The organism is Pseudomonas sp. 43(2021) (genome assembly GCF_017490805.1).
GTDB lineage: Bacteria > Pseudomonadota > Gammaproteobacteria > Pseudomonadales > Pseudomonadaceae > Aquipseudomonas.
This window is the reverse complement of sequence record NZ_JAFGYJ010000041.1, coordinates 14,843-31,284: the sequence shown is the minus strand read 5'-3', so window position 1 is coordinate 31,284 and position 16,442 is coordinate 14,843. Positions and strand designations below refer to the sequence as shown.

At 62.6% G+C, this 16,442-nt stretch carries 14 protein-coding genes; 3 read left to right on the top strand and 11 right to left on the bottom strand.

Translation table 11 applies throughout. The features are described from left to right. Nucleotides 1–1,339: APC family permease (locus tag J5M71_RS24730; RefSeq protein WP_207837977.1), on the top strand; the 1,339-nt coding region annotated here is incomplete at its 5' end. 77 nt (nt 1,340–1,416) lie between these two features. Here J5M71_RS24730 and J5M71_RS24725 read toward each other — a convergent pair. Further along, a complete protein-coding gene (locus J5M71_RS24725) occupies nt 1,417–1,992 on the bottom strand; it encodes a DUF2780 domain-containing protein (protein ID WP_207837976.1) in 576 nt (191 codons plus the stop codon). A 228-nt stretch (nt 1,993–2,220) separates the two neighbouring features. On the opposite strand from J5M71_RS24725, the gene J5M71_RS24720 reads away from it, so the two are divergent. After that, the gene (locus J5M71_RS24720) at nt 2,221–3,213 is read left to right on the top strand and encodes an RHS repeat-associated core domain-containing protein (protein ID WP_207837975.1); all 993 of its coding nucleotides are present in this window, start codon (nt 2,221–2,223) and stop codon (nt 3,211–3,213) included. Nucleotides 3,214–3,270: 57 nt separating this feature from the next. Here J5M71_RS24720 and fdhA read toward each other — a convergent pair whose 3' ends face one another. The 7 genes from fdhA to J5M71_RS24685 form a co-directional block, all read right to left on the bottom strand. Beyond that, on the bottom strand, nt 3,271–4,470 hold the full coding sequence (fdhA, locus tag J5M71_RS24715; RefSeq protein ID WP_039613198.1) for a formaldehyde dehydrogenase, glutathione-independent: 1,200 nt from the start codon (nt 4,468–4,470) through the stop codon (nt 3,271–3,273). A gap of 269 nt (nt 4,471–4,739) precedes the next feature. Next, nucleotides 4,740–5,597 carry a formyltetrahydrofolate deformylase gene (purU, locus tag J5M71_RS24710; protein ID WP_207837974.1) on the bottom strand — a complete coding sequence of 286 codons (858 nt, stop codon included), beginning with the start codon at nt 5,595–5,597 and terminating at the stop codon, nt 4,740–4,742. Between the two features lie 11 nt (nt 5,598–5,608). Continuing rightward, nucleotides 5,609–6,241, bottom strand: coding sequence for a sarcosine oxidase subunit gamma family protein (gene soxG, locus J5M71_RS24705; protein ID WP_015268660.1), 633 nt, complete (start codon nt 6,239–6,241; stop codon nt 5,609–5,611). A gap of 182 nt (nt 6,242–6,423) precedes the next feature. After that, nucleotides 6,424–9,441, bottom strand: coding sequence for a sarcosine oxidase subunit alpha (locus J5M71_RS24700; protein WP_063914519.1), 3,018 nt, complete (start codon nt 9,439–9,441; stop codon nt 6,424–6,426). Continuing rightward, nucleotides 9,438–9,773 (bottom strand): sarcosine oxidase subunit delta, encoded by a 336-nt coding sequence (locus tag J5M71_RS24695; RefSeq protein WP_039613194.1) that lies wholly within the window; start codon nt 9,771–9,773, stop codon nt 9,438–9,440. Before J5M71_RS24695 ends, J5M71_RS24700 begins: the two co-directional genes overlap by 4 nt. A gap of 14 nt (nt 9,774–9,787) precedes the next feature. Then, entirely contained in the window at nt 9,788–11,038 is a 1,251-nt protein-coding gene (locus J5M71_RS24690; protein ID WP_063914518.1) for a sarcosine oxidase subunit beta family protein, read from the bottom strand. Nucleotides 11,039–11,053: 15 nt separating this feature from the next. Beyond that, entirely contained in the window at nt 11,054–12,307 is a 1,254-nt protein-coding gene (locus J5M71_RS24685; RefSeq protein ID WP_207837971.1) for a serine hydroxymethyltransferase, read from the bottom strand. 338 nt (nt 12,308–12,645) lie between these two features. Here J5M71_RS24685 and J5M71_RS24680 point away from each other — a divergent pair, with 338 nt between their 5' ends. Beyond that, nucleotides 12,646–13,686 carry a low specificity L-threonine aldolase gene (locus tag J5M71_RS24680; RefSeq protein ID WP_207837970.1) on the top strand — a complete coding sequence of 347 codons (1,041 nt, stop codon included), beginning with the start codon at nt 12,646–12,648 and terminating at the stop codon, nt 13,684–13,686. A 106-nt stretch (nt 13,687–13,792) separates the two neighbouring features. Here the strand turns inward: J5M71_RS24680 and mcpH are convergent, their stop codons facing one another. From mcpH to J5M71_RS24665, 3 genes are all read right to left on the bottom strand, one after another. Then, complete coding sequence (gene mcpH / locus J5M71_RS24675; protein WP_207837969.1) at nt 13,793–15,730, bottom strand: methyl-accepting chemotaxis protein McpH; 1,938 nt, start codon at nt 15,728–15,730, stop codon at nt 13,793–13,795. Nucleotides 15,731–15,909: 179 nt separating this feature from the next. Continuing rightward, complete coding sequence (locus tag J5M71_RS24670) at nt 15,910–16,212, bottom strand: cell division protein ZapA (protein ID WP_144170219.1); 303 nt, start codon at nt 16,210–16,212, stop codon at nt 15,910–15,912. Beyond that, the gene (locus J5M71_RS24665; protein WP_025337390.1) at nt 16,209–16,439 is read right to left on the bottom strand and encodes a hypothetical protein; all 231 of its coding nucleotides are present in this window, start codon (nt 16,437–16,439) and stop codon (nt 16,209–16,211) included. The genes J5M71_RS24670 and J5M71_RS24665 overlap by 4 nt, the downstream gene beginning before the upstream one ends. Between the last annotated feature and the right edge of the window lie 3 nt (nt 16,440–16,442).

The following is a 16,442-nucleotide window of genomic DNA, read 5'->3' as shown; positions in this document are numbered from 1 at the left end:
ACCCAGCTCCACCCCCGCCCAGCTCCGCCGTGTCCTCGGGCTGCCTGCCCTGGTGTTCTTCGGCCTGGTGTACATGGTCCCGCTGACCATCTTCACCACTTACGGCATCGTCACCGAACTCACCGGTGGCCGCACTGCCGGCGCCTATATCGTGACGCTGGTGGCCATGCTGTTCACCGCCACCTCCTACAGCTTCATGGTCAAGCGCTTCCCGGTCGCGGGCTCCGCGTACTCCTACACCAACATGGCCTTCGGCCCGAACATCGGCTTCCTGGCCGGTTGGTCGCTGCTGCTGGATTACCTGTTCCTGCCGATGATCAACTACCTGCTGATCGGCCTGTTCCTCAACATTGCCTTTCCGGCCATCCCCGCGTGGTCGATCGCGCTGGCCTCGATTGCCCTGGTCACGGTGCTCAACGTGGTCGGCATTCACTCGGTGGCCAAGACCAGCAACCTGATCGTTGGCGCGCAGATCATCTTCATCGTGGTGTTCGTCGCCCTGTCCTGCCAGTCTCTGGCTGGCCAGCCGCTCGACCTGCTGTCGCCGCTGCTGGGCGACGGTTCGCAGCCGGGCTTTGGCGCCCTGATGGCAGGGGCTGCAGTGCTGTGCCTGTCGTTCCTCGGCTTCGATGCTGTCTCGACCTTGGCTGAAGAATGCCGTGATGCCCGCCGCGATGTGCCACGCGCCATTATCCTCACCACCCTGTTCGCCGGCTTGCTGTTCACCGTGCTGGCCTACGTCAGCCAGCTGGTGCTGCCGGGCACCACCTTTGCCAATGCCGACGCGGCGGCCAACGAAGTGATGTTCAAGGCGGGCGGGCAGTTCCTGGCCAACTTCTTCACAGCTGCGTATGTCGCTGGCAGCCTGGGCTCGGCGCTGGCCTCGCAGGCGGCGGTGTCGCGTATTCTGTTCACCATGGGGCGCGACAAGGTGCTGCCGCAACGCACTTTCGGCTACCTGTCACCGCGTTTTGGCACGCCGGTGTTCGCCATTTTGCTGGTTTCGGCGTTCTCGTTACTGGCACTGGTAATCGACCTGGCGACCCTTGCCTCGCTGATCAGCTTTGGTGCGCTGGTCGCGTTTTCGGCGGTGAACCTGGCGGTGGTTAAGACCCATCTGGTGGACGATGCCTCGCAGCGCAGCCTCAAAGGGCTGGTGAGCTATGGCCTGGTGCCGCTGGTAGGGTTGGCGCTGACCTTGTGGCTGTGGACCAGCCTGTCGGCGCTGACGTTGGTCATTGGCCTGTGCTGGTTTGCGCTGGGCCTGGCGTACCTGGCCGTGCTGACCGCCGGCTTCCGTCGCCCAGTGCGGTTGGTGGACTTCACCGAAGCTACATGACCTGAAAATTGCGCTGGCTGTGCTGGCCCCATCGCCGGCTTGCCGGCGATGAGGCCGGTACTGGTGTTAGAAAATGATCAGACCGAAGGTTGGGTCAATGGCGCCGGGGTAGTCCACAAGCTGCCCAGGTTCTGCAACAACGCCCCGGCAATCCCTTGCTGCCCCAGGTACTGCAGCAGCAACGGCGCAAACTGCCCGATCATCCCGGTATCCATCCCCAGCGCCTTGAACGCATTGTCCAGGTCGCTGCGGTTTTCCACATTGCTGCCCAGCGCATTGTTCAAGGCCGACTGGCTCCCGCTGTTCTTGCCCAGCAACTCACCCAGGCCACTCAAGCCACCCAGTGCATTGGCCCCCGCAAGCAGGTCCAGCCCCGGCACCGCCTTGGTCAATTGCCCATAGTCATCGCTGCTCAGGTTATTGCGCGCCAGCCCCAACATCGCCCCTGCCCCGCCAATGGCCTGTTCGGGGGTGATATTCAATTGGCTGCCCAAGGTGTTGAGCAAATTGGCCTGCGCCTCGGGCGCCTGCACCTGGCCTTGCTGTTGCTGGTTCTGCATGGCAGACACGGCGTTGGCGGCGTCGCTGAGGTTGAAGGCGAACACCGGGCTTGCGGCCAGGGTCATCAGGGTTGCCAGGGTGAATGCTTTCATCGGGAGGGACCTCGTCGGCCGGGTTGGCCTTTGGGAAACGAGGGTTTTGACACTTGTTTTCAGCGGTTGTTCCGGGCCGGATATCAGGTGTTCAGCCAAAGCTCAGGAAGCCTGCCTTGACGCAATGACCTAGCATTTTTGTCAGTAGCGGCGCGGATCAAGCCAACAGATACTCGGTAATGTCAGCGTGTCCAGCACACAATTTTCTCGAGAATCGGAAAATGCGCCATGAGTAGCGAAAAGCATTTCTATCAGAATCAAAAAATTACCACTGTAAAAACTGGCAAACGGAACTGCTCGATTTTCCGAGGTATTCAGATTGCGCTTGCTGAGAGACAATCGGACTCCGCAGAATATTGCAATTTGCTGACTGTGGACATTAAAGGATCCGTGACCGCCGTAAAGGGCATCTCGTCCCCAGAGCTACATAGCTACTCCCCTTATGGGAATGCAGCCACTATACCTTCGTCCAGATCGCTATTGGGCTTCAATGGCGAGCGCGCAGAGCGAACGGGATTATATCTTCTTGGCAGCTACAGGGCCTACTCGGCAATACTTATGCGCTTTCTTTCCCCCGATATACTTTCTCCTTTCGACAAGGGCTGGATCAACCCATATGCCTACTGTGCAGGGGACCCAATTAACTATACTGACCCTACCGGTCACATGATGCGAAAGAACCGCACACCGGCCCAAAATGTTTCTCACTACGAAAGAAAGCTTGGAAAGCTAAACGATAGAGCACAGGGAAAAACCAACTACATACAGAATCTTGAAGCACTCCAACACAAGGCTCCAGAACACATAAAAAATAGACACACAGTATATAGAGCGACTGGCCACAAGGCGTTCCGCACTTACTTAGATGATATGGCAGATGACATTCATAAAGCAAAGTCCGAACTTTCACTAATCGGCGAAAAGGCGGAGAGAACAACAGAAAAGCTTAAATCTGCGCTAGAATTATTGGCTGCCGAAAAGGCATCACTAGCCCCCACAGCACCCCGAGGCAGCATTATTTCCAACTATGATCCGAGCGCACCTCGGGCTAGCATCATTTCCAACTATGATCCAAGTGCACCACGAGCCAGTATCATTTCCAACTATGATCCAAGTGCACCACGAGCCAGCATCATTTCCAACCATGCCCCAAGTGCATCTAGCCTTTCATCATTAATGGAAGGTGTGCGCAGGCACCAGAGTGCCAACCCAAACAACTGACACGGACTACCATGAAAAAGCCCCTCGATACGAGGGGCTCTTGTCAAACGACGGTTGTTACGCCGCCCCCCACATCTTGTGCGGGTCGATCACAAACTTCTTCGGCACACCCGCATCAAACTCGCCATACCCTTCCGGCGCCTGATCCAGGTTGATCACCTGCACGCCCACCACTTCGGCAATGTTGATCCGATCCCACATGATCGCCTGCATCAGTTGGCGGTTGTACTTCATGGTCGGGGTCTGGCCGGTGTGGAAGCTGTGCGACTTGGCCCAGCCCAGGCCGAAGCGGATGCTCAGCGCGCCGATCTTGGCGGCAGCATCCACCGCGCCCGGGTCTTCCGTCACGTACAGGCCCGGGATACCAATGTTGCCGGCAACGCGGGTAACCTGCATCAGAGAGTTCAGCACGGTGGCCGGCGCTTCATGCTTGGCCCCTTCGTGGCCATGGCCGCGGGCCTCGAAGCCTACGGCGTCGATGGCGCAATCCACTTCCGGCTCGCCGAGGATGTCGACGATCTGCTCATGCAGCGGGGTGTCCTTGGACAGGTCGACCACTTCGAAGCCCTGGGACTTGGCGTGGGCCAGGCGGGCCTGGTTGAGGTCGCCAACGATCACGCAGGCAGCGCCCAGCAGGCGCGCCGAAGCAGCGGCGGCCAGGCCAACCGGGCCGGCACCGGCGACGTAGACGGTGCTGCCCGGGCCGACACCGGCAGTCACGGCACCGTGGTAGCCGGTCGGCAGGATGTCGGACAGGCAGGTCAGGTCACGGATCTTCTCCATGGCCTTGTCGCGCTCAGGCAGTTTCAGCAGGTTGAAGTCGGCGTACGGCACCAGCACGTATTCGGCCTGGCCGCCGGTCCAGTCGCCCATGTCGACGTAGCCGTAGGCACCGCCGGCGCGGGCCGGGTTGACGGTGAGGCAGACACCGGTGTGCATCTCTTTGCAGGAGCGGCAACGGCCACAGGCGACGTTGAAGGGTACCGAGACCAGGTCGCCGATCTGCATGCGCTCGACATCGCGGCCTTTTTCGACGATTTCACCGGTGATTTCGTGGCCCAGGACCAGGCCGACCTGGGCAGTGGTGCGGCCGCGGACCATGTGCTGGTCGGAGCCGCAGATGTTGGTGGAGACCACCTTCAGGATCACGCCGTGCTCGATCTTCTTGCCGCGTGGGTCCTGCATTTTCGGGTAGTCGATCTTCTGCACCTCGACCTTGCCGGCGCCGAGATATACCACTCCACGATTGCCAGACATGCTCTTACCTCGCTTGATTTATATTTATGCAGCGGTGGTTGAACGCGCCGCCATCCGTGGGCGGCATGTGTTTCTGGAATGAGGGGAATTGTGGGCCTGATGGGGCGGGATGCACTGACTGGGAGCGACAGGGAGATGCCTTTTAGCGGCAAGGGAAAAATGGTGGGGCCATTCGCGGGCACGCCCGCTCCCACAGGTATTGCGTAACCTTCAGGACGGTCACTTTACCTGTGGGAGCGGGCGCGCCCGCAAAGAGGCCGGAACAGGCGCTAGAGAACGACCGTCCGGTTGGCGTTGAGGAACACCCGCCGCTCGATGTGATACCCCACCGCTCGCGCCAAGGTCAGGCATTCGATGTCCCGCCCTTTGGCAATCAGATCTTCGGGGTAATGGCTGTGGTCCACCACCTCGACACCCTGGGCAATGATCGGCCCTTCGTCGAGGTCGTTGTTGATGTAGTGCGCCGTGGCACCGACCATCTTCACGCCCTTGTTGTACGCCTGGTGGTACGGCTTGGCGCCCTTGAACCCTGGTAGCAACGAGTGGTGAATGTTGATCGCCCAGCCATCCAGGCGCCGGCACAACTCGGGCGACAGCACCTGCATATAACGCGCAAGAATCACCAGCTCGGCGCCGGTTTCCTCGATCACCTGCAGTACCTTGCGCTCTTGCCCAGCCTTGTCCTTGGGGTCGAGGGCGAAGTGGTAGTAAGGGATCTTGTGCCAGTGCGCCAGGGGCTCCAGATCAGGGTGGTTGGACACCACCGCGACCACGTCCATGGCCAGCTGACCGATGCGCTGGCGATACAGCAGGTCGTTCAGGCAGTGGTCGGCCTTGGACACCATGATCACCACCTTGGGCCGGTGATTCGGTGCAGTCAGCTCGAAAGCCATGCCGAACGCATCGCTGCGCTCGGCGAGGCCGGCACGGAAGCCTGCCTCGTCGAAATCGTCCGGCTGGCGGAACTCCACGCGAATGAAGAAACGCCCCGACAGCCGGTCATCGAAGGAGTGGTGCTCCGTCACGTAGCAGCGCTGCTCGAAGAGGTAACGCGTCACCACGTCGACGGTGCCGAGCATGCTCGGGCAGTCGGCGGTGAGAATCCAGGTATCCGGTGCCCGACTCATGTTCGCTCTCCTTAAGCCTCGATGCTCAGGCCGTACTCGGCCGAAGCGTCCTGCAGCCACAGCCACCAGTAGTCGGCGAAGCTGCGGCGAATCACCAGCTCCCAGGTGTCTTCGGCGGTACGGCGGATCACCAGTTGCGACTTGGCGAACACGGTGCCGACAGCCTTGCCCACCGGGAAGTTGTTCGGGTGAACATCATAGCTGGTGGATTTCATCAGCACTTCGCGCACGTTCGGGCCGCGCAGCTCCAGCAGGCTCTGCCCGCCGCTGACATTGACCACCTGGATGTGCTGGCCTTCGAGGGCCGCGCGCAGCTTCTGCTCGACGGCAAACTCCTGGCCCCCCGGGACGATCAGCAGCCACTCGTCCGGCCCCATCCATTGCAGCGACATTTCGTTGTTGGCGACCACGGTCAGGGCCACTGGCAGCTCCAGGCCCAGGGCCTTGTGCACGCCGGCGGCAAATTCCGGGTCGTGGCCGTCGCCACGGAGGGTCAGGTGGCCGAGGAACTTGCGTTCACGCAGGGTCACGCCTGCGTTCTTGCGGCCTTTGCCAACCAGGCTGGCCAGGTCGGCGTGGTGCAGTGGCGACTGGGCCTTGGCCTCGGCGCCGGGGTTTTGCTGGAAGACGTTGATAGCGCTCATTTCTTACCTGCCTTGAATTCTGTTGATCGCGAAGACCTGAGGTAGAACCTGTAGTCACAGACTGAGGAGACCCAGTGTGGGAGCGGGTTTACCCGCGAAGAGGGCGGTGAATTCACCATCGCATTCGCGGGTGAACCCGCTCCCACAGAGGTCGCATTCCAATCAGAGCTACCGGTGAAGCCTCAAACGTTCTGCCGCTCACCCTTCGGATCGAAGAACACCGAAGACACGATCTCCGCCTCGATCACGCTGCCATCCGCCTGTGGCGAGTACACGCGCTCGCCCATGCGCTTGAGGCCGCCTTTGACCACACCCATGGCGAACGAGTAGCCCAGGGAGTTGGACGCGTAGCTGGAGGTGACGTGGCCAACCATGTCCATCGGGATCGGCTGTTTCGGGTCGAACACCAGCTGGGCGCCTTCCGGCAGCCACTTGGTCGGGTCGACCGGCTTCAGGCCCACCAGCTGCTTGCGGTTTTCGCGCACGCAGTCTTCGCGGTTCATGCCACGCAGGCCGATCCACGAATACGGCTTGTTGCGGCCCACGCACCAGCTCATGTTCAGGTCATCCGGGGTCATCGAGCCGTCGGTGTCCTGGCCAACGATGATGAAGCCCTTCTCGGCACGCAGTACGTGCATGGTCTCGGTGCCGTACGGGGTCAGGTTGTACTTCTTGCCTGCCTCGATGATCTGTTCCAGCACGCCCATGGCGTAGTTGGCCTGTACGTTGACTTCGTACGACAGCTCGCCGGTGAACGAGATACGGAACACCCGGGCCGGTACGCCGCCGACGTTGCCTTCTTTCCAGGTCATGAACGGGAAGGCTTCCTTGTCCATGTCGATGTCGGTCAGCTCGCTGAGCAGCTTGCGGCTGTTCGGGCCGGACAGGGTCATGGTGGCCCAGTGGTCGGTGACCGAGGTGAAGTACACCTTCAGTTCCGGCCATTCGGTCTGGTGGTACAGCTCCATCCACTGCAGCACGCGGGCGGCGCCACCAGTGGTGGTGGTCATGATGAAGTGGTTGTCGCCGACGCAGGCGGTTACGCCGTCGTCGAAGACCATGCCGTCTTCCTTGCACATCAGGCCATAGCGGGCCTTGCCCACGTCGAGCTTGGTCCAGGCGTTGGTGTAGATGCGGTTGAGGAACTCACGCGCGTCCGGGCCCTGGATGTCGATCTTGCCCAGGGTCGAGGCGTCCAGCAGGCCCACGCTGTCGCGCACGGCCTTGCATTCACGGGCCACGGCGGCGTGGATGTCTTCACCGGCTTTCGGGAAGTACCATGGGCGCTTCCACTGGCCGACATCTTCGAACTCGGCGCCGTTCTTCACGTGCCAGGCATGCAGGGCGGTGAAGCGTACGGGCTCGAACAGGTGACCACAGTGACGGCCCGCTACCGCGCCGAAGGTAACCGGCGTGTAGTTGGGACGGAACATGGTGGTGCCCATTTCCGGGATGGTGATGCCGATCGAACGGGCGGCAATGGCCAGGCCGTTGATGTTGCCCAGTTTGCCCTGGTCGGTACCGAAGCCCAGCGCGGTGTAGCGTTTCACGTGCTCGACCGACTCAAAGCCTTCGCGGGTGGCCAGTTCGATGGCGGCTGCGGTGACGTCGTTCTGCTGGTCAACGAACTGCTTGGGTGCACGGGCAGTGCCTTTGTCGTGCGGCACCTGGAACAGCGCCACAGTGGCCTCTTCCTTGCGTGCAACGGTTTTCGGCAGGCTGCCAACGGTGGCCTTGAAGCCTGCTTCGGTGGCTGCGCGAACGCCGCCCTCGAAGCCATCGGCGATCACGTCGCCCAGGGCGTAGACGCCGTTGATGCCACCCACGCATTCGCGTTTCTGCGGAGCATCGCCCGGCACGAAGCCGAGGATGTCTTCACGCCATACCGGGCGACCGCCCAGGTGCGAAGCCAGGTGCACGATCGGGCTGTAACCGCCGGAGGTGGCGATCAGGTCGCACTCGAGGGTTTCGCCAGGGCTGGTGACCTTGTGTGCCTGCACGTCGATGGCGGCCACACGGGCGCCGGTAACATGCTTGCTGCCCTTGGCCTCGATCACGGCGCTGGAGGTGAGGATGCGGATGCCTTTGGCACGCGCTTCTTCAACCAGCGAGCCACGCGGGTTGTGACGGGCGTCGGCGATGGCGACCACTTGCAGGCCGGCGTCGTGCCAGTCCAGCGCGGCGCGGTAGGCGTGGTCGTTGTTGGTCGACAGCACCAGCTTGCGGCCCGGGGCCACGCCGTAACGGCGTACGTAGGTGGAAACGGCGCCAGCCAGCATGTTGCCCGGCACGTCGTTGTTGCCATACACCAGCGGGCGCTCGTGAGCGCCGGCAGCCAGCACTACGCGCTTGGCACGCACGCGGTGCACGCGGTGGCGAACCTGGCCGATCGGGGCGCGGTCGCCGAGGTGGTCGGTGAGGCGCTCGTGGATGGTCAGGAAGTTATGGTCGTGGTAGCCGTTGACCGTGGCACGTGGCAGCAGGGTCACTTCCGGCAGGCTTTCCAGCTCCTTGACCACGGCGTTGACCCAATCGGTAGCAGGCTTGCCGTCGAGGGTTTCGCGGGTGTCGAGCAGGCTGCCGCCGAACTCTTCCTGCTCGTCAGCCAGGATCACGCGGGCACCGCTGCGGGCAGCGGCCAGTGCGGCGGCCAGGCCCGCAGGGCCGGCGCCGACGATCAGCACGTCGCAGTGCTGGTTCATGTAGTCGTAGCTGTCCGGGTCGTTCTGCAGCGGCGCGCGGCCAAGGCCGGCGGCTTTGCGGATGTACTTCTCGTAAGTCATCCAGAACGATTTCGGGTACATGAAGGTTTTGTAGTAGAAGCCCGGCGGCATCATGCTGCCGCCCACCTTGCCAAGGATGCCCATGACGTCGTTGTTGACGTTCGGCCAGCCGTTGGTGCTGGTGGCTACCAGACCTGCGTACAGCGCCTGCTGGGTGGCACGCACGTTGGGGATCTGGGTGGCTTCGCTGGAGCCGATCTGCAGGATGGCGTTCGGCTCTTCGGTACCGGCGGCGATGATGCCGCGTGGACGCGAATACTTGAAGCTGCGGCCGACGATGTCGACGCCGTTGGCCAGCAACGCGGCGGCCAGGCTGTCACCGGCATAACCCTGGTAGGTCTTGCCGTTGAAGCTGAAGTTCAGGACCTTGCTGCGGTCGATACGGCCGCCGCTGGCGAGGCGATAGGTCTGGCTCATACTTTTTCCCCTTGGCCTTTGACGGTCGACGCAGCGCTGCTTTGCTTGCCGCTGGCGGTCACTTGCGGCTTCTCGCCAATCTTGTAGGTTTCCAGAATTTCGTAGGTCACGGTGTCACGGGTGACGTTGAAGTACTGGCGGCAGCCGGCAACGTGGTCCCACAGTTCGTGGTGAATACCGCGTGGGTTGTCACGGTAGAACATGTAGGTACCCCACTCCTCGTCGGAGCAGGCGTTAGGGTCCAGCGGGCGGGCGATGTGCGCCTGGCCAGAGGCGTGGAACTCTTCTTCGGAGCGCAGCTCGCCGCAGTGGGGACAGAAAATATGCAACATGACGGTGTCTCCGGTTAGTGGGCGACGGCGGCAGCGCCGTGTTCGTCGATCAGTGCGCCGCTGTAGAAACGGTCCATGGAGAACGGCGCGGCCAGTGGGTGCATTTCGCCCTTGGCCAGGCTCGCGGCGAAGACGTTGCCCGAACCCGGGGTCGCCTTGAAGCCGCCAGTACCCCAACCGCAGTTGAAGAACATGTTCTTGACCGGGGTCTTGGTGATGATCGGGCAGGCGTCCGGCGAGGTATCGACGATACCGCCCCACTGACGGTTCATGCGCACGCGCGAGAGGTTGGGGAACATCTCGACGATGGCCTGCAGGGTGTGCTCGATCACCGGGTACGAACCGCGCTGGCCGTAGCCAACCCAGCCGTCGATACCGGCACCGATCACCAGGTCGCCCTTGTCGGACTGGCTGATGTAGCCGTGTACGGCGTTGGACATGATCACGCTGTCGATGATCGGCTTGATCGGTTCGGATACCAGTGCTTGCAGCGGGTGCGACTCCAGCGGCAGGCGGAAGCCGGCCAGCCTGGCCATGTGCCCGGAGTTACCGGCAGTGACCACGCCGACGCGCTTGGCGCCGATGAAGCCTTTGTTGGTTTCCACGCCGATGACCGCGCCGTTTTCCTTGCGGAAACCGATCACTTCGGTCTGCTGGATCAGGTCCACGCCCAAGGCGTCGGCGGCACGGGCGAAGCCCCAGGCCACGGCGTCGTGACGGGCCACGCCGCCACGGCGCTGCACGGTGGCACCGAGGATCGGATAGCGGGTGTTCTTCGAGCAGTCCAGGTACGGGATCTCGGCCGCGACCTGGGCAGTGTTGAGCAGCTCGCCATCCACGCCGTTCAGGCGGTTGGCGCTGACGCGGCGCTCGGAGTCACGCATGTCCTGCAGGGTGTGGCACAGGTTGTACACGCCGCGCTGGGAGAACATCACGTTGTAGTTGAGGTCCTGGGACAGGCCCTCCCACAGCTTCATGGCGTGCTCGTACAGGTGCGCCGACTCATCCCACAGGTAGTTGGAACGCACGATGGTGGTGTTACGGGCGGTGTTGCCGCCGCCCAGGTAGCCCTTCTCGATCACGGCAACGTTGGTGATGCCGTGTTCTTTGGCCAGGTAGTAGGCCGTGGCCAGGCCATGGCCGCCACCGCCGACGATAACCACGTCGTAGACCTTTTTAGGGGTTGGCGTGCGCCACATGCGCTGCCAGTTCTCGTGGTGGCTGAGGGAGTGCTTGAAAAGGCCGAAGCCCGAGTAACGTTGCATGGTGTGTGGCTCCACTCAGCGGTAAACAGGGAAATCTGCGCACAGGGCCGCGACGTTCTTCGCCACATCGGCTTCGACGTCTGCGTCACCGAGGTTGTCGAGGATGTCGCAGATCCAGCCGGCCAGGGCTACACATTGCGCGACCTTGAAGCCACGGGTGGTGACGGCCGGGGTGCCGATGCGCAGGCCCGAGGTGACGAACGGCGACTGCGGGTCGTTCGGCACGGCGTTCTTGTTGACGGTGATGTGCGCGCGGCCCAGGGCTGCGTCGGCATCCTTACCGGTCAGGCCCTGGCGAATCAGGCTGACCAGGAACAGGTGGTTGTCGGTACCGCCGGAGACCACGTCATAGCCACGGTCGATGAACACCTGGGCCATGGCCTGGGCGTTTTCGATGACTTGCTTCTGGTAGCTCTTGAACTCAGGTTCCAGCGCTTCCTTGAAGCACACGGCCTTGGCGGCGATCACGTGCATCAGCGGGCCACCCTGGGCGCCCGGGAATACGGCGGCGTTGAGCTTCTTCTCGATCTCTTCGTTGGCCTTGGCCAGGATCAGGCCACCACGCGGACCGCGCAGGGTCTTATGGGTGGTAGTGGTGACTACGTCGGCGAACGGGATCGGGTTCGGGTACAGGCCAGCGGCAACCAGGCCGGCTACGTGGGCCATGTCGACGAACAGCAGCGCACCGACCTTGTCGGCGATGGCGCGGAAGCGCGGGAAGTCGAGGGTCTTGGAGTAGGCCGAGAAGCCGGCAACGATCATTTTCGGCTTGTGCTCGACAGCCAGGCGCTCGACTTCGTCGTAGTCGATCAGGCCGGTGGTGGTGTCGATGCCGTATTGCACAGCGTTGTACAGCTTGCCCGAGGACGACACCTTGGCGCCGTGGGTCAGGTGGCCGCCGTGGGCCAGGCTCATGCCGAGGATGGTGTCACCGGCCTGCAGCAGGGCCAGGTAGACGGCACCGTTGGCCGAGGAGCCGGAGTGCGGCTGGACGTTGGCGTAGTCGGCACCGAACAGCTGCTTGGCGCGTTCGATGGCCAGGGCTTCCACCTTGTCCACGTGCTCGCAGCCACCGTAGTAGCGCTTGCCCGGGTAGCCTTCGGCGTACTTGTTGGTCAGGCCGCTGCCTTGGGCCTGCATCACGCGCTTGGAGGTGTAGTTTTCCGAGGCGATCAGCTCGATGTGGTCTTCCTGGCGCTGTTCTTCGGCATTCATCGCCGCCAGCAGTGCATCGTCGTAACCCTGGATCTGGTCTTGCTTGCTGAACATCGTGTATCTCCCGGCAGCGATCGTTTTTTGTCGTGGGGCACTGCGGCCCTTTGTGGCGATGTTATGACTGGCCGGGGCAGGTCAGATGCCTGCGCACGCCTTGCAATGGCGCGTTTACGACATTCGCTTTTGTGTCGCCCGTGCCGGCCCTTTCGCGGGTGAACCCGCTCCCACAGGTACGGCGGTGCTTCAATGCTTGCAATATCCCTGTGGGAGCGGCTTTAGCCGCGAAGAGGCCAGTACAGGCAATGCCGAAATCAAACGCTGCACCGCTTGTATAGGCAACTGCTGAATCGATGGTTTAGAGTGCTGATCTGCGTCGTTCACAGGACAGTGTCATGACAGATAAGAGCCAACAATTCGCCAGCGACAACTATTCCGGTATCTGCCCCGAAGCCTGGGCGGCCATGGAGAAGGCCAACCACGGCCACGACCGCGCCTACGGCGACGACCAGTGGACCGAACGCGCCGCGCAATACTTCCGCAACCTGTTCGAAACCGACTGCGAGGTGTTCTTCGCCTTCAACGGCACCGCCGCCAACTCCCTGGCCCTGGCCTCGCTGTGCCAGAGCTACCACAGCGTGATCTGCTCCGAGACCGCCCACGTCGAAACCGACGAGTGCGGTGCGCCAGAGTTTTTCTCCAACGGCTCCAAGCTGCTGACTGCGCCCAGCGTCAACGGCAAGCTGACGCCGCAGTCGATCCGCGAAGTGGCGCTGAAGCGCCAGGACATCCACTACCCCAAACCACGGGTCGTGACCATTACCCAGGCCACCGAGGTGGGCACCGTCTATCGCCCCGACGAGCTGAAGGCGATCAGCGCCACCTGCAAGGAGCTGGGCCTTAACCTGCACATGGACGGCGCGCGCTTTAGCAATGCCTGCTCGTTCCTGGGCTGCAGCCCGGCCGAGCTGACCTGGAAGGCCGGCGTCGATGTGCTGTGCTTTGGCGGCACCAAGAACGGCATGGCGGTGGGCGAGGCGATCCTGTTCTTCAACCGCCAACTGGCCGAGGACTTCGACTACCGCTGCAAGCAGGCCGGGCAACTGGCGTCGAAGATGCGTTTCTTGTCGGCGCCTTGGGTGGGCCTGCTGGAAGATGGCGCCTGGCTGCGTCATGGCAATCACGCCAACCATTGCGCGCAGTTGCTCGCCTCGCTGGTGAGTGACTTGCCGGGGGTGGAACTGATGTTCCCGGTGGAGGCCAACGGGGTGTTCCTGCAGATGCCGGAGCACGCCATCGAAGCACTGCGCGGCAGGGGCTGGCGCTTCTATACCTTCATTGGAAGCGGCGGGGCGCGGTTCATGTGCTCGTGGGATACCGAGGAAGAACGGGTGCGCGAGCTGGCGGCGGATATCCGCAGCATCATCGGCGCCTGACAGGCCGCATTCGCGGGTAAACCCGCTCCCACAGGGATCGCGCAGGTTTCAAGGCCTGTGATGAACCTGTGGGAGCGGGTTTACCCGCGAAGAAGCCAACACTGATCTAAAGCCTGAACCCACCCATCTGCCGCGCCAGGTCATCCGCCAAGCCACGCAACGCCTGGCATTCCTCGCGGCATCCCCGCACCTCTGCCGCCGTCTCCCGCGCCAGGTCGGAAATCCCCTGCACGGTCCGGTTGATCTCCTCGGTCACCGCCGACTGCTCTTCGGTCGCCGTGGCCACCTGATGGTTCATATCGCTGATGTGCTCGACCTGATCGGTAATCGCACCCAACGACACCCCAGTACGCTGGCTCGACTCCACCCCACTACCCGTCGCCTGCTGCCCTGCCTGCATCGAACTCACCGCCGAACCTGCGCCCTGTTTCAGGCGCTGGATCATCTGCTGCACTTCGTCGGTGGACAGCTGCGTGCGCCGGGCCAACGTACGCACCTCATCAGCCACCACGGCAAACCCGCGGCCCATCTCCCCCGCCCTGGCCGCCTCGATGGCGGCATTCAGCGCCAGCAGGTTGGTCTGCTCGGAAATGCTACGGATTACCGCGAGAACTTCATCGATCGAGGCTACTTCGTCGGCCAACTGGCTGACCGCATCGGCCGCCTTGCCGATATCACCCGACATACCCTCGATACCCCGAATCGAGCGTTGCACCACCTCACGCGCCTGCAACGCTTCATCCCGCGCCGACTGCGAGGCCTGCGCCGCATCGCCGGCGTTGCGGGCAATGTCCTGCACGGTCAAGCCCATTTCGTGCACGGCAGTGGCGACCATTTCGGTCATTTCCTGCTGACGCCCGGAACGCTCGGCGGTGTTGTCCACCACCTGCGTCACCTGCTCGACCGCCTGGTGCAGCCGCTCGGAGGTGTGCAGTACCTCGCCGATCAGCCGGCGCTGGCTGTCGAGGAAGCGGTTGAAGCCACGCGCCAGGTCGCCCAGTTCGTCCTGACGTGAATCGTCCAGCCGGTGGCTGAGGTCACCCGCGCCACTGCCGATCTGCACCAACGCCGCAGTGACGCGCCGGATCGGCCGCACCAGGCCACGCGCCAGCACCACCACCAGCAGCAGCGACACCAGCGCCACGGCACCACCGATCAGGCTGGTCAGCCATACCGCCTGATGCATTTGTGCGTAGATCTCCCCCTCGGGCACCTCGGCCACCAAGGTCCAGTTGAGGTCGCGCAGGGGCAGGCCGAGCGCCAGGTAGCTTTCGCCATCACGGCTGAAGCGGCTGCTGCGCAGGCCTTCGCCGCCGGTCATCAGCGCCTTGGCCGCATCCGCGCCGAGCTGTTCGGTGAGCTGGCGTTTGCCGCTCAAGGCAGCGTCCGGGTGAACCTGGATCAGGCCATCGTTACGCACCAGGAACACCTTGCCGTGCTCGCCAAAGTTGAAGTCATGGATCAGCTTCGACAGCTCGGTCATGCGCAGGCCCATGCCGGCCACGCCGACCAGTTGGCCATTCTTTTCCACGCGATAGTCGATGAACAGCGCCAACTCACCCGTGGCACCGTCGATGTCGATATTGATCAGGCGCTCGGCGCCGCTGTCGATGTAGCCGTAGAACCATTTGTCCTTCGGGTTACTGCGACTTAGGGTGCGGTCCAGGCCATTCTCGCTGTAGTAATGGCCGGTTTCGGTCGAGACGAACAGAGTGGTGAAGGCCTGGTTGCGCTGCTTGGCGGCGGCCAGGTACTCGATGAATGAAGCGGCTTGGTCAGGGTCTTCACCGGCGGCAAGCCAGTCGCGCAGCAGGGTGTTGCCGGCAATGTCCGCCGCCGCCACCAGCGGCTGGCCTAGCATGCGTTCGATATCATTGCGTATGGCCTCGATACTGGCGGGCAACGCAGTATCGACCAGGTAGCGTTCGGTGAGGCGGTTGAGCGCCACCGTGAAGATGATGACCACCACCAGGATGCTCGCCAGCAAGGCGGCGCCCATGCTGGTGATCAACTGCCACTGGATGCTCTTACGCCAGATACGCATGCCCCTACTCCCCGCACATTATTGTTTTGCGGAAAGTGTATACACTTGCGTATCCAGTTAATCCAGTGCTCTGAAGCAAGCCGCCGCCCCTGTGGGAGCGGGTTCACCCGCGAATGCGATGGTGAAGCCACTGACGTATTCGCGGGTAAACCCGCTCCCACAGGGGCCAGTGCAGGGCCTTATTGTTCGGCAATGGTCCGCACGATGGCGTCCACCGTGGCGTCAATCTGCGCCTGGGTACGCTCCAGCGTCCTGCGGTGCTCATCCTGCAACTCGATCTGTCGCGAACACAGGTTCAGCGCGGCCAGCACCAGCAGCTTGTCGCCGATCAGGGTCGGGTACTGACGCTTGGTCTGGGCCAGCGCCGTGTTGAGCATTTGCACCGCCTGGGCCAGGGTAGCTTCCTGGCCTTCAGGCGCCTTGATCGAATAGTCGTTGCCGAGGATCGACACGACATTGATCGGTTGCGCTCGCAGTGTCATGCGCCTACGACGCCGGCGTTGGCGCGCTCGAGCAGCGCCTGCAGGCGTGCGGCGGTGCTGCCGTTCTTCTCTTCCTGCTCCATCAGCGACAGCTGCAGGGTTTCGTTCTCTTCCTTGGCCTGGGCCAGTTCCTGGCCGAGGGCGGTGTTCTGCTCGGTGAGTTGAGCGTTCTTCTGCATCAGGTCGCTGACCAGTTGCTCGATTTGATTCAGGGAAGCTTCCAGCATGGG

Excerpts from the sequence above, each read along its gene's own strand:
- J5M71_RS24670 (WP_144170219.1), bottom strand. The coding sequence starts at position 16,212 with ATGACACTGCGAGCGCAACCGATCAATGTCGTGTCGATCCTCGGCAAC.
- J5M71_RS24680 (WP_207837970.1), top strand. The coding sequence starts at position 12,646 with ATGACAGATAAGAGCCAACAATTCGCCAGCGACAACTATTCCGGTATC.
- J5M71_RS24690 (WP_063914518.1), bottom strand. The coding sequence starts at position 11,038 with ATGCAACGTTACTCGGGCTTCGGCCTTTTCAAGCACTCCCTCAGCCAC.
- purU (WP_207837974.1), bottom strand. The coding sequence starts at position 5,597 with ATGAGTCGGGCACCGGATACCTGGATTCTCACCGCCGACTGCCCGAGC.
- J5M71_RS24700 (WP_063914519.1), bottom strand. The coding sequence starts at position 9,441 with ATGAGCCAGACCTATCGCCTCGCCAGCGGCGGCCGTATCGACCGCAGC.
- fdhA (WP_039613198.1), bottom strand. The coding sequence starts at position 4,470 with ATGTCTGGCAATCGTGGAGTGGTATATCTCGGCGCCGGCAAGGTCGAG.
- J5M71_RS24720 (WP_207837975.1), top strand. The coding sequence starts at position 2,221 with ATGAGTAGCGAAAAGCATTTCTATCAGAATCAAAAAATTACCACTGTA.
- J5M71_RS24695 (WP_039613194.1), bottom strand. The coding sequence starts at position 9,773 with ATGTTGCATATTTTCTGTCCCCACTGCGGCGAGCTGCGCTCCGAAGAA.
- mcpH (WP_207837969.1), bottom strand. The coding sequence starts at position 15,730 with ATGCGTATCTGGCGTAAGAGCATCCAGTGGCAGTTGATCACCAGCATG.
- J5M71_RS24725 (WP_207837976.1), bottom strand. The coding sequence starts at position 1,992 with ATGAAAGCATTCACCCTGGCAACCCTGATGACCCTGGCCGCAAGCCCG.
- J5M71_RS24685 (WP_207837971.1), bottom strand. The coding sequence starts at position 12,307 with ATGTTCAGCAAGCAAGACCAGATCCAGGGTTACGACGATGCACTGCTG.
- J5M71_RS24665 (WP_025337390.1), bottom strand. The coding sequence starts at position 16,439 with ATGCTGGAAGCTTCCCTGAATCAAATCGAGCAACTGGTCAGCGACCTG.
- soxG (WP_015268660.1), bottom strand. The coding sequence starts at position 6,241 with ATGAGCGCTATCAACGTCTTCCAGCAAAACCCCGGCGCCGAGGCCAAG.